The sequence below is a fragment of the Arcticibacter sp. genome (genome assembly GCF_045629565.1).
Taxonomy (GTDB): Bacteria; Bacteroidota; Bacteroidia; order Sphingobacteriales; family Sphingobacteriaceae; genus Arcticibacter.
In genome coordinates, this window is the sequence record NZ_JAZQRL010000126.1 from 136,450 (window position 1) to 152,755 (window position 16,306).

17 protein-coding genes are annotated in these 16,306 nt (G+C 43.4%); 9 read left to right on the plus strand and 8 right to left on the minus strand.

Going from position 1 to position 16,306, the window contains the following annotated elements; genetic code table 11:
• Nucleotides 1-13 precede the first annotated feature (13 nt).
• From ACKI5J_RS18300 to ACKI5J_RS18320, 5 genes are read left to right on the plus strand one after another with little or no spacing between them, the layout of a single operon-like run.
• Nucleotides 14-1,501 (plus strand): response regulator, encoded by a 1,488-nt coding sequence (locus ACKI5J_RS18300; protein ID WP_407431102.1) that lies wholly within the window; start codon nucleotides 14-16, stop codon nucleotides 1,499-1,501.
• Between the two features lie 26 nt (nucleotides 1,502-1,527).
• Nucleotides 1,528-5,157 (plus strand): response regulator, encoded by a 3,630-nt coding sequence (locus tag ACKI5J_RS18305; RefSeq protein ID WP_407431104.1) that lies wholly within the window; start codon nucleotides 1,528-1,530, stop codon nucleotides 5,155-5,157.
• Between the two features lie 3 nt (nucleotides 5,158-5,160).
• A complete protein-coding gene (locus ACKI5J_RS18310) occupies nucleotides 5,161-5,529 on the plus strand; it encodes a response regulator (RefSeq protein ID WP_407431106.1) in 369 nt (122 codons plus the stop codon).
• Nucleotides 5,530-6,354, plus strand: a complete 825-nt coding sequence (locus tag ACKI5J_RS18315; RefSeq protein ID WP_407431108.1) for a CheR family methyltransferase — start codon at nucleotides 5,530-5,532, stop codon at nucleotides 6,352-6,354.
• Complete coding sequence (locus ACKI5J_RS18320; protein ID WP_407431110.1) at nucleotides 6,336-6,929, plus strand: chemotaxis protein CheB; 594 nt, start codon at nucleotides 6,336-6,338, stop codon at nucleotides 6,927-6,929. Before ACKI5J_RS18315 ends, ACKI5J_RS18320 begins: the two co-directional genes overlap by 19 nt.
• Here the strand turns inward: ACKI5J_RS18320 and lysA are convergent.
• A complete protein-coding gene (gene lysA / locus ACKI5J_RS18325; protein WP_407431112.1) occupies nucleotides 6,919-8,079 on the minus strand; it encodes a diaminopimelate decarboxylase in 1,161 nt (386 codons plus the stop codon). The two genes, ACKI5J_RS18320 and lysA, sit on opposite strands and share 11 nt — an antisense overlap.
• A gap of 42 nt (nucleotides 8,080-8,121) precedes the next feature.
• Complete coding sequence (locus ACKI5J_RS18330) at nucleotides 8,122-9,432, minus strand: aspartate kinase (protein ID WP_407431114.1); 1,311 nt, start codon at nucleotides 9,430-9,432, stop codon at nucleotides 8,122-8,124.
• Between the two features lie 155 nt (nucleotides 9,433-9,587).
• Here ACKI5J_RS18330 and ACKI5J_RS18335 point away from each other — a divergent pair, with 155 nt between their 5' ends.
• Entirely contained in the window at nucleotides 9,588-9,788 is a 201-nt protein-coding gene (locus ACKI5J_RS18335) for a DUF3606 domain-containing protein (RefSeq protein WP_407431116.1), read from the plus strand.
• Here the strand turns inward: ACKI5J_RS18335 and pncA are convergent.
• The 3 genes from pncA to ACKI5J_RS18350 are packed head-to-tail and all read right to left on the minus strand — an operon-like array spanning nucleotide 9,785 to nucleotide 12,304.
• Entirely contained in the window at nucleotides 9,785-10,399 is a 615-nt protein-coding gene (pncA, locus tag ACKI5J_RS18340) for a bifunctional nicotinamidase/pyrazinamidase (protein ID WP_407431118.1), read from the minus strand. The genes ACKI5J_RS18335 and pncA overlap by 4 nt on opposite strands.
• 38 nt (nucleotides 10,400-10,437) lie before the next feature.
• A complete protein-coding gene (locus ACKI5J_RS18345; protein ID WP_407431120.1) occupies nucleotides 10,438-10,938 on the minus strand; it encodes a hypothetical protein in 501 nt (166 codons plus the stop codon).
• A 7-nt stretch (nucleotides 10,939-10,945) separates the two neighbouring features.
• Nucleotides 10,946-12,304, minus strand: coding sequence for a dicarboxylate/amino acid:cation symporter (locus ACKI5J_RS18350; RefSeq protein WP_407431122.1), 1,359 nt, complete (start codon nucleotides 12,302-12,304; stop codon nucleotides 10,946-10,948).
• Between the two features lie 65 nt (nucleotides 12,305-12,369).
• On the opposite strand from ACKI5J_RS18350, the gene ACKI5J_RS18355 reads away from it, so the two are divergent.
• Genes ACKI5J_RS18355 through ACKI5J_RS18365 form a run of 3 tightly spaced genes read left to right on the plus strand, consistent with a single transcriptional unit; the run spans nucleotide 12,370 to nucleotide 13,996 of the window.
• Nucleotides 12,370-12,891, plus strand: a complete 522-nt coding sequence (locus ACKI5J_RS18355; RefSeq protein WP_407431124.1) for a hypothetical protein — start codon at nucleotides 12,370-12,372, stop codon at nucleotides 12,889-12,891.
• Between the two features lie 30 nt (nucleotides 12,892-12,921).
• Nucleotides 12,922-13,419: an RNA polymerase sigma factor gene (locus tag ACKI5J_RS18360; protein ID WP_407431126.1), complete on the plus strand. Its 498-nt coding sequence runs from the start codon at nucleotides 12,922-12,924 to the stop codon at nucleotides 13,417-13,419.
• The gene (locus ACKI5J_RS18365) at nucleotides 13,406-13,996 is read left to right on the plus strand and encodes a hypothetical protein (RefSeq protein ID WP_407431128.1); all 591 of its coding nucleotides are present in this window, start codon (nucleotides 13,406-13,408) and stop codon (nucleotides 13,994-13,996) included. The genes ACKI5J_RS18360 and ACKI5J_RS18365 overlap by 14 nt, the downstream gene beginning before the upstream one ends.
• On the opposite strand, the gene ACKI5J_RS18370 is transcribed toward ACKI5J_RS18365, so the two are convergent.
• From ACKI5J_RS18370 to trxB, 3 genes are all read right to left on the minus strand, one after another.
• A complete protein-coding gene (locus tag ACKI5J_RS18370; protein ID WP_407431130.1) occupies nucleotides 13,993-14,628 on the minus strand; it encodes a hypothetical protein in 636 nt (211 codons plus the stop codon). The two genes, ACKI5J_RS18365 and ACKI5J_RS18370, sit on opposite strands and share 4 nt — an antisense overlap.
• A 44-nt stretch (nucleotides 14,629-14,672) precedes the next feature.
• A complete protein-coding gene (locus ACKI5J_RS18375; protein WP_407431132.1) occupies nucleotides 14,673-15,254 on the minus strand; it encodes a DUF4230 domain-containing protein in 582 nt (193 codons plus the stop codon).
• A gap of 81 nt (nucleotides 15,255-15,335) precedes the next feature.
• The gene (gene trxB / locus ACKI5J_RS18380) at nucleotides 15,336-16,292 is read right to left on the minus strand and encodes a thioredoxin-disulfide reductase (RefSeq protein ID WP_407431134.1); all 957 of its coding nucleotides are present in this window, start codon (nucleotides 16,290-16,292) and stop codon (nucleotides 15,336-15,338) included.
• Nucleotides 16,293-16,306: the final 14 nt, after the last annotated feature.

Consider the following 16,306-nt stretch of genomic DNA (forward strand, 5'->3'; position numbering starts at 1 on the left):
ATTATACTCTATAATGATTTTAATAGTTGATGACAAACCAGAAAATATATTCTCATTAAAAAAAATTTTAGAGATAAATAACTTTGAAGTAGATACTGCCCTTTCTGGAGAGGAGGCATTAAAAAAAATACTAAAACACACGTACGCCCTGATCATCCTTGATGTTCAGATGCCTGGTATGGATGGCTTTGAAGTTGCCGAAAATATATCAGGGTATAGTAAATCCAAAGATATTCCGATAATATTCCTCTCAGCTGTTAATACGGACAAGCGTTTTATAACCAAAGGATATGCTTCGGGTGGCGTAGACTATATAACCAAGCCCGTAGATCCCGATATTCTTATTCTCAAGGTCAAAACGCTTCATCGTCTTTACGAACAAACCAGAGATCTTAATGAAGCTCATCTGGCGTTAAGGGCAGAAATAGAATTCCGTAAACAGGCTCAGGCAGAATTGCGGGAACGGGTGCAGGAGCTCCGCTCTACCCTTGAAAGTATCCCGCAGATCGCTTTCACCGCGAAAAGCGATGGAACTATAGAATTTGTAAACCAGCACTGGTACAAATACAGCAACAGGCAGGAAAAGTTTCCTGAAACTCATCCGGATGACCCCCAAATCAAGGAACATTGGGAAGCGTCAATCAGAGAAAACCGGCCACTTGAAATGGAAGTCCGCATCAAAACGCTATCAGAAGGAAGCTATCATTGCCATCTTTTGAGGACTACACCAATAACAGAGGGAGATGACATTATTAAATGGGTGGGCACTTTTACTGATATAGAAGATCAGAAGCAAGCGGAAAAGCGAAAAGATGAATTCCTAAGTATTGCTAGTCACGAACTCAAAACGCCTCTCACCAGTATAAAAGCCTACATGCAGCTTCTGGAACGAGCATTTGCACCTGAACTTGAGGCGTCGGCAGACAGTGGCAACTACCTTAAACGCGCGCAGTTTCAGGTTGACAAACTCCATAACCTGATTGCCGACCTGCTAGACATATCTAAAATCGAAAGCGGACGGATGAAATTCAATAAGAAGGTATTCAAATTTGAAGATCTCCTCGCCAGTTCCATTGATATTATCACGCAGACTAACCACGACGTTAGGATTATCCGTAGGGGCACCGTCGACGCACTGATGTATGGCGATGAGATAAGAATTGAACAGGTTATATTAAACTATCTAACGAACGCCATCAAGTATTCGCCGGATACAAAAGAAGTTGTTGTAGAGAATTCACTTACACCTGAGGGACATATACTAGTAAAGGTTATCGACTTCGGTGTCGGGATCCCTGCCGATAAACAGTCTCAAATATTTAATAAATACTACCGGGTGGAAGAAACCTCCCACCGCTTTCAAGGTCTTGGAATCGGACTGTACATCTGCTCCGAAATCATTAAGCGGCATGGTGGCGCATTTGGAGTGGAAAGCAACTCGAACCTTGGATCGACTTTCTATTTCACTATACCCTCATACAAGGGAACTCCACTTACTTAATTTGCGAATAACAATTGAAAAGATCAATGAATAATAAGGTTACTACCAACTTAAGGATCGGATATGGGTTGTCAGTGCTTTTGCTACTGATGAGCTCCGCCGCCTCTTACTTTGCCATTCAAAACCTGGTCAAGAGCTCTGCTCTCGTGAACCACACTAACACCGTGATCCTCGAACTTGAAAGCACTATTTCAGTCTTAAAAGATGCCGAGACGGGCCAGAGAGGTTATTTACTGACCGGGATGCCTGAGTTTTTGACGCCCTTTAATCATGCAAGCGAAAAAATAGAAAGTCATATTGCCAAGGTCAGAGAGCTCACGCAGGACAACCCCACACAGCTGCGCAATTGTGAAAGATTGAAGACCGTATTAAATAACAGGCTTGAACGGTTATCAAACGTTATTGAGCTTCGAAGCAAGACCGGCAAGATATCACCGGATGATATGATATCGGGGCGTAAGTTTATGAACCAAGCCAGAGAAATCGTCGTCGCCATGGAGCAGATCGAACGCACCCTTCTGGCAAAACGCACAGAAAGCCTCAATACGTACTCCACGTATACACCGGTCCTGATTGTTATTGCCGCCCTACTATCGCTCGTAATTGCGCTCGTTTCATATAGGAGAGCTAAAAAAGATCTCGATAGCCGGGCTTCGCTCTACGCTGAACTTAAAGAAAAAGACGAGCATATTGCGCGTAGACTGGTAATTATCGATGAGATAGCAAGAAGGATATCTGCCGGAGACTATTCCACTCGTGTAAAAAATGAAACGGATGCTGACAGTCTGGGCGGACTTGCACTCTCCCTGAACAAAATGGCCGAATCCCTGGATTATTCATTTCAGTCGTTGTCTGATCGTGAATGGCTTCAAGCAGGCGTTGCCTCGTTAAATGACCGGATGATTGGAGAGATCGAGATTAAGCCCCTTACACAGGGTATCCTCGATCATATTATCAAATATACCAACAGCACTGTCGGAGCATTTTACCTCATGCAGGATGAAGAAAACCTGGAGTTAGTAAGCAGCTATGCACTTACAGGCGAATCCAGGCGTGAAGTCGTTAAACTAGGCGAAGGAATTGTCGGCCAATGCGCAGCTAACAAACAGCCCATATCTCTTACTGATGTAAGCGAGGAGGATATGGTTATTTCGTTTACAAGTGGAAGTGTCAAACCCCGGACGATTACCGCCTTTCCTATCGTATTCGAAAATAAGATTAAAGGAGTAATTGAAATAGGCTCAATCGAAAAATACAGCCCCATCACGGTAGAATACTTCAATTCGATATCACATAGTGCCGGTGTAGTACTTAACACAGCGCAGAACCGGGCCAAGCTGCAGGAATTACTGGAAGAGACCCAAGCCCAATCAGAAGAATTGCAGGCTCAGCACAGCGAACTGGAAAACCTCAACACGGAGCTGGAAGCACAGGCACAGAAATTACAGGCTTCTGAAGAAGAGTTAAAGGTCCAGCAAGAGGAACTGTTACAAGCCAACCAGGAACTGGAGGAACGCAGCAAAATACTGGAAGAAAAAAATCAGCTCATTGTTGAACGTAATCTCGACATTCAGAAAAAGGCGGAAGAACTTGAACTCAGCACCAAATACAAGTCTGAGTTCCTCGCGAATATGTCTCACGAGCTGCGCACTCCCCTAAACTCCATCCTGCTTCTGTCAAGGCTTCTTTCTGAAAACGCTGAAGAAAATCTCAGTGAAGATCAGATAGAGTATGGAAGAGTCATCCACAGTTCAGGAAACGGGCTTCTTACTCTGATAGATGAAATTCTTGACTTATCTAAGATAGAAGCTGGTAAGATGGAACTCGAATATCAGGTTACATCAGTAAAAGAGATCGTTTCTGATATGCATGCCCTGTTTAATCCTCTCGCAAAGGAGAAGGCCTTATCATTCACCACCAATATTACAGAGGGTGTCCCTGTCAGCATCTCAATTGATAAGATGAGATTTGAACAGATTCTCAAAAACCTTCTTTCTAACGCCCTTAAATTTACAAGAAAAGGATTTGTATCGCTCAGTATTGATCCGTCTGATCGGGAAGGTTTTATAAACTTCTCGGTAAAAGACTCCGGAATCGGCATTCCTAAAGACAAACAGGATCATATCTTTGAAGCGTTTCAACAAGCAGACGGCTCCACCAGACGTAAATACGGAGGGACCGGACTGGGACTATCCATCAGCCGGGAACTTGCGAAACTTCAGGGCGGTGAACTGATATTGGAAAGCGAACCTGGTAAGGGAAGTAAATTCACCATCAGCATCCCCATAGATCCGCAATTTATCGCTAAACCGACAGAGACGGAAGACTTGGTGGAACTTGAAATTCCGCCAGCCCCGCCAAAGATCAGCGTTAACGAACCTGGCGAAGGACTTGAGCGTACTAAAAAAAGGTACGTGACGACTGTCATTCCTCCTGATCTTGACGATGATCGGGACAACTTAGGCCCCGAAGACAAGCTCATACTTATCATCGAAGATGATACCAACTTTGCCAGGGCGTTACTCGGATACACCCGCAAAAACAACTATAAAGGTATCGTGGCCGTCCGGGGAGATCAGGGGGTACAGATGGCTCGTCAATATAAACCACTGGCCATCCTTTTGGATATTCAGCTTCCCGTAAAAGATGGGTGGGAAGTTATGGAAGAACTAAAAAGCAACCCTCAGACGCGGCATATACCTGTACACATTATGTCGTCCATGGAAGTAAAAAAAGAAAGCCTTATCAAAGGTGCGGTCGACTTTATCAATAAGCCTGTTGCTATTGAACAGATGCATCACATGTTCTCCAGTATCGAAAGCGCATTGAATAAAGACCCAAAGAAAGTCCTCATTATTGAGGAAAATCCAAAGCATGCACGCGCCCTGGCTTATTTCCTCGACACCTACAATGTAAACGCAGAAATAAAAGGATCGGTAGCCGATGGCGTTGATGCACTACAAAGAAAAGAAGTCGACTGCGTTATTCTGGATATGGGAATTCCGGACATGAATGCCTACCTTACTTTAGAAACGATTAAGAAGAGTCCGGGACTGGAGAATCTTCCGATCATTATTTTCACCGGCAAGAACCTGTCGAAAGCTGAAGAAAGCAAGATCAAACAATACGCAGACAGCATCGTCATGAAGACGGCTCATTCCTACCAGCGCATTTTGGATGAAGTTGCCTTGTTTCTGCACCTGGTGGAAGCAAAGCATCCTGTATCTGGCAACGCAGCGGCAATGCGAAACGCCGTGGCGCTGAATGAAATACTTCAGAACAAGACTGTACTGATTGCCGACGACGATGTCAGGAATATCTTTTCGCTGACCAAAGCACTCGAGCAGTTAAAGATGAAGGTAATATCCGCAACTGACGGCAAAGAGGCGTTAAGAATTCTAGACGAAAATCCCCATACCGATGTCGTGCTGATGGACATGATGATGCCTGAAATGGACGGCTACCAGTCTATAATGGAAATCCGCCAAAAGCCGAAACATAAAAATCTTCCTATACTGGCGGTAACGGCTAAAGCAATGGTTGGCGACAGAGAGAAATGCATTGCTGCAGGTGCTTCAGATTATATATCGAAGCCTGTAGATATTGATCAGCTAATTTCACTTCTACGAGTTTGGCTCTACGATAGATATTTATAGACGATGAACAAAATACTGATCATTGATGATGACCCAAGGAACATTTTCGCCTTGGTTGCCGTACTGAAAACGAAGAAGTTTGTCTGCCTCACGGCCGCTTCAGCTGAGGATGGCATTAATTTGCTATTGGCGCAGCCCGATATTGGCATAGTTCTTATGGATATGATGATGCCTGACATGGATGGCTATCAGGCTATAGCTGAGATCAGGAAAAACGAGTCAATCAGTAAGATTCCGATAGTTGCTGTAACGGCACAAGCGATGATCGGTGATCGCGAAAAGTGTATCGCCGCAGGTGCCGATGCTTACATATCGAAGCCTATTGACATTGACGTTCTGTTAAATGTATTGAGTCACTATTTAAAGATATAGATGTTAGATTTAAACGTTATCCAGGACGATGAGGTAGAGATAATATTGAACGATCTTCTGGAAATATACGGATACGACTTTACTGAATATTCGAAGGCATCTATAAAGCGCCGGATTAACCGCCTGTTTACGATAGACCGGTTTATGAGCTTCGCCGAATTCAGGTATCGGATTAAGAATGATGCCGGATATATTCCTCACTTTATTGAACAGATTACCGTAACTGTCACCGAGATGTTCCGCGACCCCATGTTCTATAAAGCACTCCGGGAGCAAGTACTGCCCACCCTCGGTACCTACCCTTTTATCAGGATATGGCATGCCGGTTGTTCTACTGGCGAAGAAGTCTACTCTATGGCGATACTCTTGAAAGAGGCAAATCTTTTCCATAAGTCTTTGTTGTATGCAACCGACCTCAATCCGCAGGTACTCGAGAAAGCGAGGAAAGGAATCTTTCCTCTCAGTCAGATGAAACAATACTCAGAGAATTACATCCAGTCAGGAGGTATCAATGAATTTTCAAAGTATTACACAGCTAATTATGATAAGGCGAAGTTTGACGAAAGCCTGCGTGAGAAAATGATTTTCTCCACCCATAACCTTGTCTCAGACCGCTCGTTCAACGAGTTTCAGCTTATACTCTGCCGCAACGTTCTTATCTATTTTGATAAGGATCTTCAGGCTAAAGTTTTTGACCTGTTCGAGCAGAGTCTCGATAATCTCGGCTACCTCGCTCTGGGATCCAAAGAAACGCTGCGCTTCTCATCAATCATTTCCAGGTTTAAGAAAATAGATAAGGAGAAAATATGGAGAAAGATAGCCTGAAAAGTCCTATAGAGCTCGTTGTGATAGCAGGATCTGCGGGGAGTCTGGACGTAATACTTAAAATGCTTCCTCAGATCGACGGGGCATTGAACTTTCCGATAGTAATTGTTCTACATAGAAAAGCTTCTTATGACTCAACCCTTGCAGAACTTCTAATGACCCGAACCTCGCTTCGTGTAGTCGAAGCGGAAGAAAAAGATCAGCTTCAGAACGGCGTTATCTACCTGGCACCTGCAGATTATCACCTTCTTATCGAAAAGGACCGCTCCCTGTCGTTAGATTACTCTGAAAAAATCCAGTACTCCAGACCCTGTATTGACGTGACGCTTGAAAACGTAGCAGAAGTATACAAAGACCGGGCAGCAGCCCTACTGCTCTCCGGAGCAAATTCAGACGGCGCAAAGGGATTGAAGATGATCAAACAGGCAGGAGGAATCACAGCTGTACAGAACCCGGCCACGGCTGAAGTTTCCTTCATGCCTAACCAGGCACTGCAAACTGCAAAAGTTGACTATGTCTTAGAAACAAATGAGATGGCCTATTTCATTAACAGACTCTCTGCTACTACTTTCTGAAATAAAAAGGTTCTGACTGCTCTCTCAGATTGTAACGTGACGACATTACTTCACCGTAGGCACCCGCCGTCCGTATGGCAATCAAATCTCCCCGGAACGACTCTCCAAGCTGAACTTCTTTTCCAAAGCAATCCGTAGATTCACATATAGGACCTACGATATCATATTTCTGATCTTGCTCATTACCCTCTCCCCGGGTTAGATTTTCTATTTTATGATAAGCCTGATAGAGAGCCGGACGCATTAGCTCTGTCATACCGGCATCGAGAACCAGGAAATGTTTTTTGATACCGTTCTTCACATACAGTACTCTACTTATCAGGCTACCACAATGTGCTACCAGTGCCCTTCCCAGTTCGAAGTGAACCTCCTGACCTGGCTTCCGGTCGAGAAACTGATTAAATATTGTAAAATAGCCCTCAAAGTTAGGTATGTTATTCTGATCGGGCTCCATATAGTCGACGCCCAGGCCGCCGCCCACGTTCAATATACGCAGATTGAAGCCTCTCTCTTCAAACCAGGTCTTAATTTCGTTCACACGTATACACAGACTCTTGAAAACAGTCAGGTTTGTTATCTGCGAACCAATATGAAAATGGATCCCCTCAAGCCAAATATGCTCCGCGGTATTAAGGAATTCAGCACAAGCAGGCAGCTCCCATTGGTTAATGCCGAATTTATTCTCCTCCAGACCTGTGGTAATGTTATGATGGGTATATGCATCAACGTTGGGATTGATGCGTAAAGCCACATGCGCCGTTTTCCCCGCCTTAGCAGCAAGCTCATTAATCACATGCAGCTCTTGAACTGACTCCACATTGAAGCAGAAAATATCAAATTCCAACGCAGAGATTATCTCTTCATCCGATTTACCAACACCGGCAAATACTACTTTTTCGGCAGGAAAGCCAACTTCTATCGCCTTCTTCACCTCATTCCCACTAACGCAATCTGCCCCAAAGCCGTGGGCTTGAATAGCCTTAAGGACCTCATGATTAAAATTGGCCTTCATTGCGTAATGCACATGAAAACCGTATTGATCGGCCGCCTTTTTGCATGCAGACAGTGTGCCGTCCAGCAGTGCTAAATCATAAAAATAGAAAGGTGTTTTGCGCACACCAAATCCGGCCAAAATTTCTTTTGAAAACATATGGTTTGTATAAGCCTCTTTATGTAATGTGAAGCATGTAATTTAAAACAGACGGTTATGAAGACTACGTAACGCTTCCGTCTTGTCAGAAGTATCAACGACAAGTGAAATATTACAGTTACTGGCTCCGTATGATATCATCCGGATAGACAAATGCTTCAATGCTTCGAATACCCTCGATGAAAATCCATGCGACTGATAGGAGAAATCTCCTACCACGCAAATAATAGATTGTTCAGATATGGAATCGACTGTACCAAATACCTCTAGCTCGTTCAATATTTCCGCCAGAAAACGCGTATCATCTATCGTCACTGATACTGCCACCTCAGATGTAGTGATCATGTCAATAGGCGTTTTGTAACGTTCAAACACTTCAAACACCTTACGCAGAAAACCATAAGCAAGGAGCATCCTGCTCGATTGTATTTTAATCGATGTTATGCCATCTTTAGCTGCTATAGACTTTATTTTACCTCGCTCACTCGTTGTGGATATAAGAGTTCCGGGAGCAGATGGATCCATAGTGTTCAACAATCTTACCGGAATCTTATATTTTTGCGCAGGAAATACGCTTTGTGGATGCAATATCTTAGCACCAAAATAAGCCAACTCGGCTGCCTCATCAAACGATAGCTGGGCGATTGGAGTCGTTCCCTTCACTATCCTCGGATCGTTGTTATGCATTCCGTCAATATCCGTCCAGATCTGAACCTCTTCGGCCAGTATGGCGGCGCCAATAAGAGAGGCTGTATAATCACTTCCGCCCCTGCGCAGATTATCGGTTTCACCAAAGAAATTTCGACAAATATAGCCTTGAGTGATAAATAAGTTGTGATCCTGCTTAGCTTCCAATAGCGGCTTCAAATGCGTCGCGATATAATCGATCATTGGTTCATTATCATCATCGATCTTCATAAAGTCGAGCGCAGGAAGCAATACAGATCTGATTCCCTGTTCCGAAAGGTAAAAGTGATAAAGCGTAGTAGAAAGTAATTCTCCCTGAGCAAGAATAACCTTTTCCTCAACAGGAGTAAACAGGTCAGTACTGAATGAACCAATAATGCTAAAATGGTAGTTAATCAGGTCCGTACCATTCTTTCTGCCCTCTTCAGTAAAGAATAATTCATCAACAAAGATCTGATATTTTTCGAATAATAGGTCTGTAAGCTGCTTTGCTGTACGTTTATCACCGGCAAGATACGCCTGAGATATTTCGACCAGGCTGTTCGTAGTACCGGCCACAGCGGATAAAACTACTATTTGCCTTTCGTCCGTCTGGATTATCTGAAGAAGGTTCTTCATCTTTTCGGGACTTCCGACTGATGTACCTCCAAATTTCTTAATTTTCATTATGTAGAGCTGTTCCTATGGTTATTATTCTAGCCGATAAAAATAATTAAAACCATGGGATTATTGGTGCTGAATATACATTTATAGACTCGGATAAATATTTAAAATAATTAAAACAAAATGAGCTTTTGCCAATTTTATAAAAAACATTAGTTATGAACAGTACGAATTTAAGGTATAACGAAAAAATGCTCATCAGTATGCACGTCGAAGAAGACCTCAACTATTGGGCTAATAAATGGGGAGTTAGTAGAGAGAGTATCAAATCAGCAGTGAAAGCTTCTCGCTCAAACAGCATTTCAGCAGTGCAGGAATATCTTTTAAAAAACAAAAAGATATCGAAGCTCGCTGACTAACTGGTGAGTAAGTCAATGCTGTTTATCACAAACCCACCTTCTTTTAAAATATCTGCAACAACAGCAGGGAATTTTTCTGGATATACCGACCGGACGGCATCTTCTATGATATAGGTTACAAATCCCTCCTTGATCGCATCTTTGGCAGAATAGTAAACACAAAAGTCACCTGCGAGACCCGCAATGTACAACCGTTTTACACCCCTGCCTCTTAAAAACTCTGCAACACCTGTGGATTTTAAACGCCCATTATCGTAGAAGGCGCTATAGCTATCAATCTCAGGATTAGTTCCTTTTCTAAATACAGCTTCAATCCTGTGCTGACTTAATTTTCCCGATAGTGACGCCCCTTCCGAAGCCTGCACACAGTGGTCAGGCCATAATATCTGGCTCTTTCCCCTCACTTCAACAACATCATTAACTGACTTTCCCGAATGATTGGAGACAAAACTCTTGTGCGAAATTGGATGCCAGTCTTGTGTCGCTATTACAAGCTGAAAGTGCTCCTGTAACTTGTTAATTACTGGAATCACTTCATCTCCTCCCTCTACGGCCAGAGAGCCTCCCGGAAGGAAATCATTTTGGACATCAATTAACAATAGTGCTTCCATATTTAACATAGGCTATACTACTCCAACATCCACAAACGTTATTTTGTTTCTGTCCTCTTCACTGCTTCGTCCATCGTTTTGTTAATCGTTTCAATCAGCAACCTGACAGCATCCTTTAACCGAGGATTTCCGTTATAGTCGAGATCAAAATAGACCTCCTTCGTCTTACGCTGATACTGAAACTTAATGTGATATCGCGGTAACTCAGGATTTCTCACTTTCGAAGTCATATCCGAGGGAAAATCCCAATACCCGTAGTCAGCAGCTTTACGGTGCAGGTAAAGCAGATCATCTTTAGTAAGTTTCAGCTTCCCTTTAACTACAGCACCGCTTTTATTAACATACTGAAAGTGCTGCGTTTTCGAATCAAACTGATTTAACAGCGAATCGCCGGTCCCATAACTGAACGTCAGCGTCTCAAATTCAGAAAATTTGTACGGGGCATTCTTAATCATCATCCCGTAGTAATAACCACAGTAAAGTAAAAATGGCAGCACTATACTCGCCGCCAGAAATATCTTTTTTCCCTTGTCCTTCATATTCTTACTAATCCTCTACGGGATTAAACTCATTTTCCCACTTTGCTATAACAATTGTAGCCAGGCAATTTCCGATTACGTTTACCGAAGTACGTGCCATATCCATCAATTCGTCGATGCCCAATATAATAAAAATCGGCCATGTAGGCATGCCGAATGATGACGCAGTACCCAACAAGATCACCAATGATGCGCGCGGAACACCAGCTACCCCTTTACTGGTCAGCATCAGCGTAAATACAATGATCAGTTGATGACCCAGCGTCATTTCCATTCCTGCTGCCTGGGCAACGAACACGGATGCGAGAGCAAGGTAAAGCGTCGTTCCGTCCAGATTAAAGCTATATCCAGTGGGCATTACAAACGCCACGATTTTCCTCGGCACTCCGAGCTTTTCCAGGTTTTCCATAGCTCTTGGCAATGCGGCTTCAGAACTCGTGGTTGCAAAAGCAATAGAAACCGGACCTGCGATCGCCTGCAAGAACCGTTTTATCGGCACGCCCACCACCAACGCAATGGGAAGCAGAACCCCCACGAGAAACACGATCAAAGCAACATATAGTGTAGCCAGGAGCTGGAAGAGATTTACCAGAATCCCCAGTCCCATGTGTCCCACAGTATACGCGATTGCTGCACCTACGCCGATCGGAGCAAAGTACATCACGATATTGGTGAACTTAAACATAACCTCGGAGAGGCTTTCTGTGAACTTAAGCATAGGGAGTCGCTTATCCTCGCGCACCATAGCCAGAGCCACACCAAATAACACGCTGAATATTACGATCTGCAAAATCTGCCCTTCCGCAATTGATTTGGCAATATTTTCAGGAAAGATATGTAGTATAATATCGTTGGTGGTCTGAGGGGGCACTGAAGGCAGCTCCTCATGGATACTTTCGGGTACTGCTATCCCGACACCGGCCTTAGTGATATTAATCGCAGCCAGACCGATAAACAAAGCAATAGTCGTAACGACCTCAAAGTACACAATTGACTTCCAGCCCATTCTCCCCACCTGCTTTAAGTCAGCATGGCCTGCAATACCATAAACCAGTGTGGCAAACAAAAGAGGGGCAACGATGGTCTTTATCATCTTCAGGAAGATCTTACTCAATACCTGCAACTGCATAGCAAGCTCCGGGTAATCATTCCCTATTTCAGCGCCTATCACCATGGAGATCAGAATCCAGGATGTTAGTGAGCGTTTCATCAATCCAAAAAAGACAAGTCCCGCAATAGCAAGCCATCTGGAGAAGAGTAACGCAACTGGAGGGATAGCGACTATATTATAATGATTCAGAAAGAGTAAAAGTGCGGCTATAAAAACCGTTATAATCGCAGTGAACCCCGCTTGTTTTAACTTCATATGGACGTAATAAGCGCGACAAATGTAATTTTTTTAACTTTACCCCACAATAAAAAGGCGTACTGATGAAAACCAACGGAATTGCGGAGATAAAAAAAACGATTAAAAACATCAGTCAGGCAGAACTAGCAGAAATATGCCTGAAGCTCGCTCGTTTCAAGAAAGATAACAAAGAATATCTTCATTTTTTACTTTTTGAATCTTCAGATCCACTCGCTTATGCGGAAGATGTAAAGGAATCTTTACAAGAGCCGCTCACTAACCTAAACCGACACCCTAGCTTGAAAGTAAAAGAACTTCGTAAACATCTGAGGGTACTGACCCGCCATATTCGTTATACGTCGTCGACAGAGGTCGAAATCACACTGCTCATCTGGTTCTCCGAAATGCTCGTCGTACACGCAGGGGTGCGTCAGTCCAACAAAGCCCTTTATACCCTGTTTATTCGCCAACTCGAAAAAATAAGGAAAGCATTCCCGAAACTTCATGAAGACCTCCAGTTCGATTATAAGCAACCCTATAATGATCTGCTTTCACGGTCTTCCGACCAAATCAGCGGGTTTTACAAAGACCATTATATGCTGTAACAATTCGCAAATACGCAGCTCTAAATAAAAATGGCGAAAAAGGAAGTTCTGTTTGGTGAGATTTTCAAAACAAACTCAAAGAAAATTTACCATCTATGCTACGGATACACCGGAGACGATGCTGCCGCACATGACCTCATGCAGGAGACTTTCATGAAAGTATGGCAAAATCTTGACGGCTTCCGCAATCAGGCCATGATTTCAACCTGGATATACCGCATTGCGGTTAACACCTGCCTTTCCTGGCTTCGTGTCGAAAAACGACAAGCCAGAGCTCCCCTGACTGATTACATCATTGAGAACAGCCGGGAGGAAATTTCGGAAAGAAACGAACAGGTAGAAAAACTATACAAATGTATAGCCCAACTGGAAGAAAACGAACGCCTTATAATCACCATGGTACTCGACGAGATTCCTTACCCTGAAATTGCGGAAATATCAGGTGTATCAGAAGGAAACTTAAGGGTGAAAATACATCGTATCAAACACAAGCTGACTGAAATATATAACCGGTATGAAAGATTTTGATGCACTGAAAGATTTGTGGAACGGTCAAATGAATGGTCCAAATATGGATCATGAGGATATACTGAGAGATGTCAGGAAGTCCGGATCTTCCATAGCGGGCAAATTGCTGACCGAGGCTCTGGCTATGCTCGCAGGGATCTTGATATTTGGGTGGATTTGGCTGGAGGCCTCATTCTTACTGTGGACAACTCATCTTTCCATTGCAATCATGATCGCATGCTGCCTATATTACTTAATAGTGCAACTGACAGACTACCGACGCTTCTCATCCGAAAAACACATACTTCAGAAACCTGAATCTTATATAACCTACCTTCAGAAATACCAGCGTGATCGATATAATTTCAACACACGTAACTATAAAATATATAGTGTCTTCATCGGCCTGGCTATGGCATTGTTTGCTATTGAGCTTTATTACATATCGCCAGTATGGCAAAGCATCCTCGGCTTGATGTTTACCATCGGGTGGTTCATTATGTGTTGGAGATGGATGATCACCTACCGAAGAAAAGAACAGGAAAGACTAAATGAAATGATCACCAAACTGGAGCGCATCAAAAAGCAATTCAATTAGTCTTCTTTGTGCTCTTTAACAGAAAAACTATTTCCTCTAAGCAAGTATTCGAGCTTCTTTCTTCCAATAGCCTTAACTCCGGAAGTATCACTGCTTTCAAATAATGGAAATTCCCTGAACAATGATCCCTCTTTTACATAAACAGAGTCCTTACCTCTATACTGTTTTGTTGTTGCGGATGTTAAATCTGGAAAGCGTATCTCCCGCGCAGAGCCATTATCACTGAATTCATACACATACATCAGGAGATTGCCGTCCGCATCTCCTGATATGGCCTGAATAAAGATCTCAGGGTTGCCGTCAGAATCCATATCCATATTCCATGCATCCGTTATCTTTCCTTCCAGCTCACCGGATACCGAGCGGTATTTTATTGTGGAGGAATCTGACCGCAGAATGATGAAAGCACCACTTTGCTGTGATCCCCTTCCCCAGCTTAAAATATCAAAAGTAAGCCCAGGTCGTACTTCCACCACCTTATGAGCGCGGAAAGGTTCCGGAAGAACTACACGCGTTTCCGACTTAACTTCTTTTTTCTCACCATCCGTATTGCACGAAGAAATAATCGCCAACGGAATCAAGGTAAAAGCCAGAAATTTCAGAGGTGTAAGCGGAGAGGCAGTGAATTTCATGATACGTTAAATCTTGGGTACAATTGTATAAGAAACTAAATTAATTATTTGAACTTGATCCCTACCTTTTTACCTGAAATATTTTCCAGGATCGGCTTGAAAATTATAAACGCATTCTCACGGGTCTTTCCCAGAATATCCATTTCTTTGGCATTCTCCAGGATACGTTGCTCAGCAATCTTATAAATATCTTCGACCATTGCTTTCGTATCCGTAGAAAACCAGGCTCCGGTAACATCGTAAACCCTGGATCTCTTATGATCGAGCTTAAAATAGCATACTTCAGGCTCAGGAAGGTATACAGTAACTGAGTCCAGACTTACATTTTCAATGTCATCCTTCTTGATCTTGGTCAGATCGATGCATCCGGCTACTTCACCAGCTGCAACCAGGAGTATCCTTCTATCCGGCAGCAGAGTCCTCAGCTCCTTCTTTTCAATCACATCCTTCATATTGTACTTCACAAGCTCTAGTTTACCAATGTTCGTTATTTTTTCTATCATAACATCCTCGGTAATCTCCGTCTTTGTTTCAAACGTTTCTTTCTTAATGTAAAAGAAGAGGTATGCGAAAAAAGCTACCGTTGCAAGGGATATAACGATGGTAAATATGGTTCTTGATCTCATAAATGTTGTGAGTACGATGTGTATATAACGAAAAAAGTGCCTAATTATGGCACTTCTATTTGTTTAAGCAATGGCTATTCTCTAAATAACCGTTTCATATTCTTTCGCTGCAAGATACCGCTCCGCTTCCAGCGCAGCCATGCAGCCGGTTCCCGCAGCGGTAACAGCCTGGCGGAAAATCTTGTCCTGTGCATCCCCGCAGGCAAATACCCCCTCAATGTTGGTCTGAGTGGAGTCGCTCTTCGTTATCAGATAACCGGTTTCATCCATGTCCAGCCAGCCTTTGAAAATATCCGTATTCGGTTTGTGTCCGATTGCCACAAAGAAACCGCTCACATTGATAATTTTTTCCTCCTGGGTCTTGTTATTTATAACACGGATCCCCGTTACATTCAGCCCATCTCCGACAATCTCTTCCGTTTCGGTGTTATAATGGATCACAATATTTGCAGTATTCAGGACACGACGTTGCATCGCCTTGGAAGCTCTGAATTCGTCGCGTCTGACAAGCATATGAACTTTGCTGCAAAGCTTTGCCAGATAGGTCGCTTCTTCTGCTGCAGTATCACCTGCTCCAACAATTGCTACTTCCTGATTCTTAAAAAAGAACCCATCACACACGGCGCATGCAGATACACCGAAACCATTATACTTCTGCTCGCTTGGAAGTCCCAGCCATTTCGCCGACGCTCCGGTTGCAATTATAACTGTATCCGCAGTGATTGTCTTTATTTCATCAATGATAACCTTATGGGGTGTTTGAGAAAAATCAACGGAAGTGGCGTAACCAAACCTGATCTGCGTTCCAAATCGTTCCGCCTGCTTGCGGAAATCCTCCATCATCGCCGGACCCATAATTCCTTCAGGATACCCAGGAAAGTTTTCTACATCCGTCGTCTGCGTTAGCTGTCCCCCCGGTACAATTCCGGTATATAGTACCGGTTTAAGATCCGCCCTGGCTGCGTAAATAGCTGCAGTATATCCGGCGGGACCGGAGCCTATGATTAGGCATTGAACATGTTCTTTTTCCTGATACATAAAAATATTTTCTA

Bases quoted from the DNA above. Each gene is read 5' to 3' on its own strand.
- ACKI5J_RS18300 (WP_407431102.1), top strand. From the start codon at position 14: ATGATTTTAATAGTTGATGACAAACCAGAAAATATATTCTCATTAAAA.
- ACKI5J_RS18305 (WP_407431104.1), top strand. From the start codon at position 1,528: ATGAATAATAAGGTTACTACCAACTTAAGGATCGGATATGGGTTGTCA.
- ACKI5J_RS18310 (WP_407431106.1), top strand. From the start codon at position 5,161: ATGAACAAAATACTGATCATTGATGATGACCCAAGGAACATTTTCGCC.
- ACKI5J_RS18315 (WP_407431108.1), top strand. From the start codon at position 5,530: ATGTTAGATTTAAACGTTATCCAGGACGATGAGGTAGAGATAATATTG.
- ACKI5J_RS18320 (WP_407431110.1), top strand. From the start codon at position 6,336: ATGGAGAAAGATAGCCTGAAAAGTCCTATAGAGCTCGTTGTGATAGCA.
- lysA (WP_407431112.1), bottom strand. From the start codon at position 8,079: ATGTTTTCAAAAGAAATTTTGGCCGGATTTGGTGTGCGCAAAACACCT.
- ACKI5J_RS18330 (WP_407431114.1), bottom strand. From the start codon at position 9,432: ATGAAAATTAAGAAATTTGGAGGTACATCAGTCGGAAGTCCCGAAAAG.
- ACKI5J_RS18335 (WP_407431116.1), top strand. From the start codon at position 9,588: ATGAACAGTACGAATTTAAGGTATAACGAAAAAATGCTCATCAGTATG.
- pncA (WP_407431118.1), bottom strand. From the start codon at position 10,399: ATGGAAGCACTATTGTTAATTGATGTCCAAAATGATTTCCTTCCGGGA.
- ACKI5J_RS18345 (WP_407431120.1), bottom strand. From the start codon at position 10,938: ATGAAGGACAAGGGAAAAAAGATATTTCTGGCGGCGAGTATAGTGCTG.
- ACKI5J_RS18350 (WP_407431122.1), bottom strand. From the start codon at position 12,304: ATGAAGTTAAAACAAGCGGGGTTCACTGCGATTATAACGGTTTTTATA.
- ACKI5J_RS18355 (WP_407431124.1), top strand. From the start codon at position 12,370: ATGAAAACCAACGGAATTGCGGAGATAAAAAAAACGATTAAAAACATC.
- ACKI5J_RS18360 (WP_407431126.1), top strand. From the start codon at position 12,922: ATGGCGAAAAAGGAAGTTCTGTTTGGTGAGATTTTCAAAACAAACTCA.
- ACKI5J_RS18365 (WP_407431128.1), top strand. From the start codon at position 13,406: ATGAAAGATTTTGATGCACTGAAAGATTTGTGGAACGGTCAAATGAAT.
- ACKI5J_RS18370 (WP_407431130.1), bottom strand. From the start codon at position 14,628: ATGAAATTCACTGCCTCTCCGCTTACACCTCTGAAATTTCTGGCTTTT.
- ACKI5J_RS18375 (WP_407431132.1), bottom strand. From the start codon at position 15,254: ATGAGATCAAGAACCATATTTACCATCGTTATATCCCTTGCAACGGTA.
- trxB (WP_407431134.1), bottom strand. From the start codon at position 16,292: ATGTATCAGGAAAAAGAACATGTTCAATGCCTAATCATAGGCTCCGGT.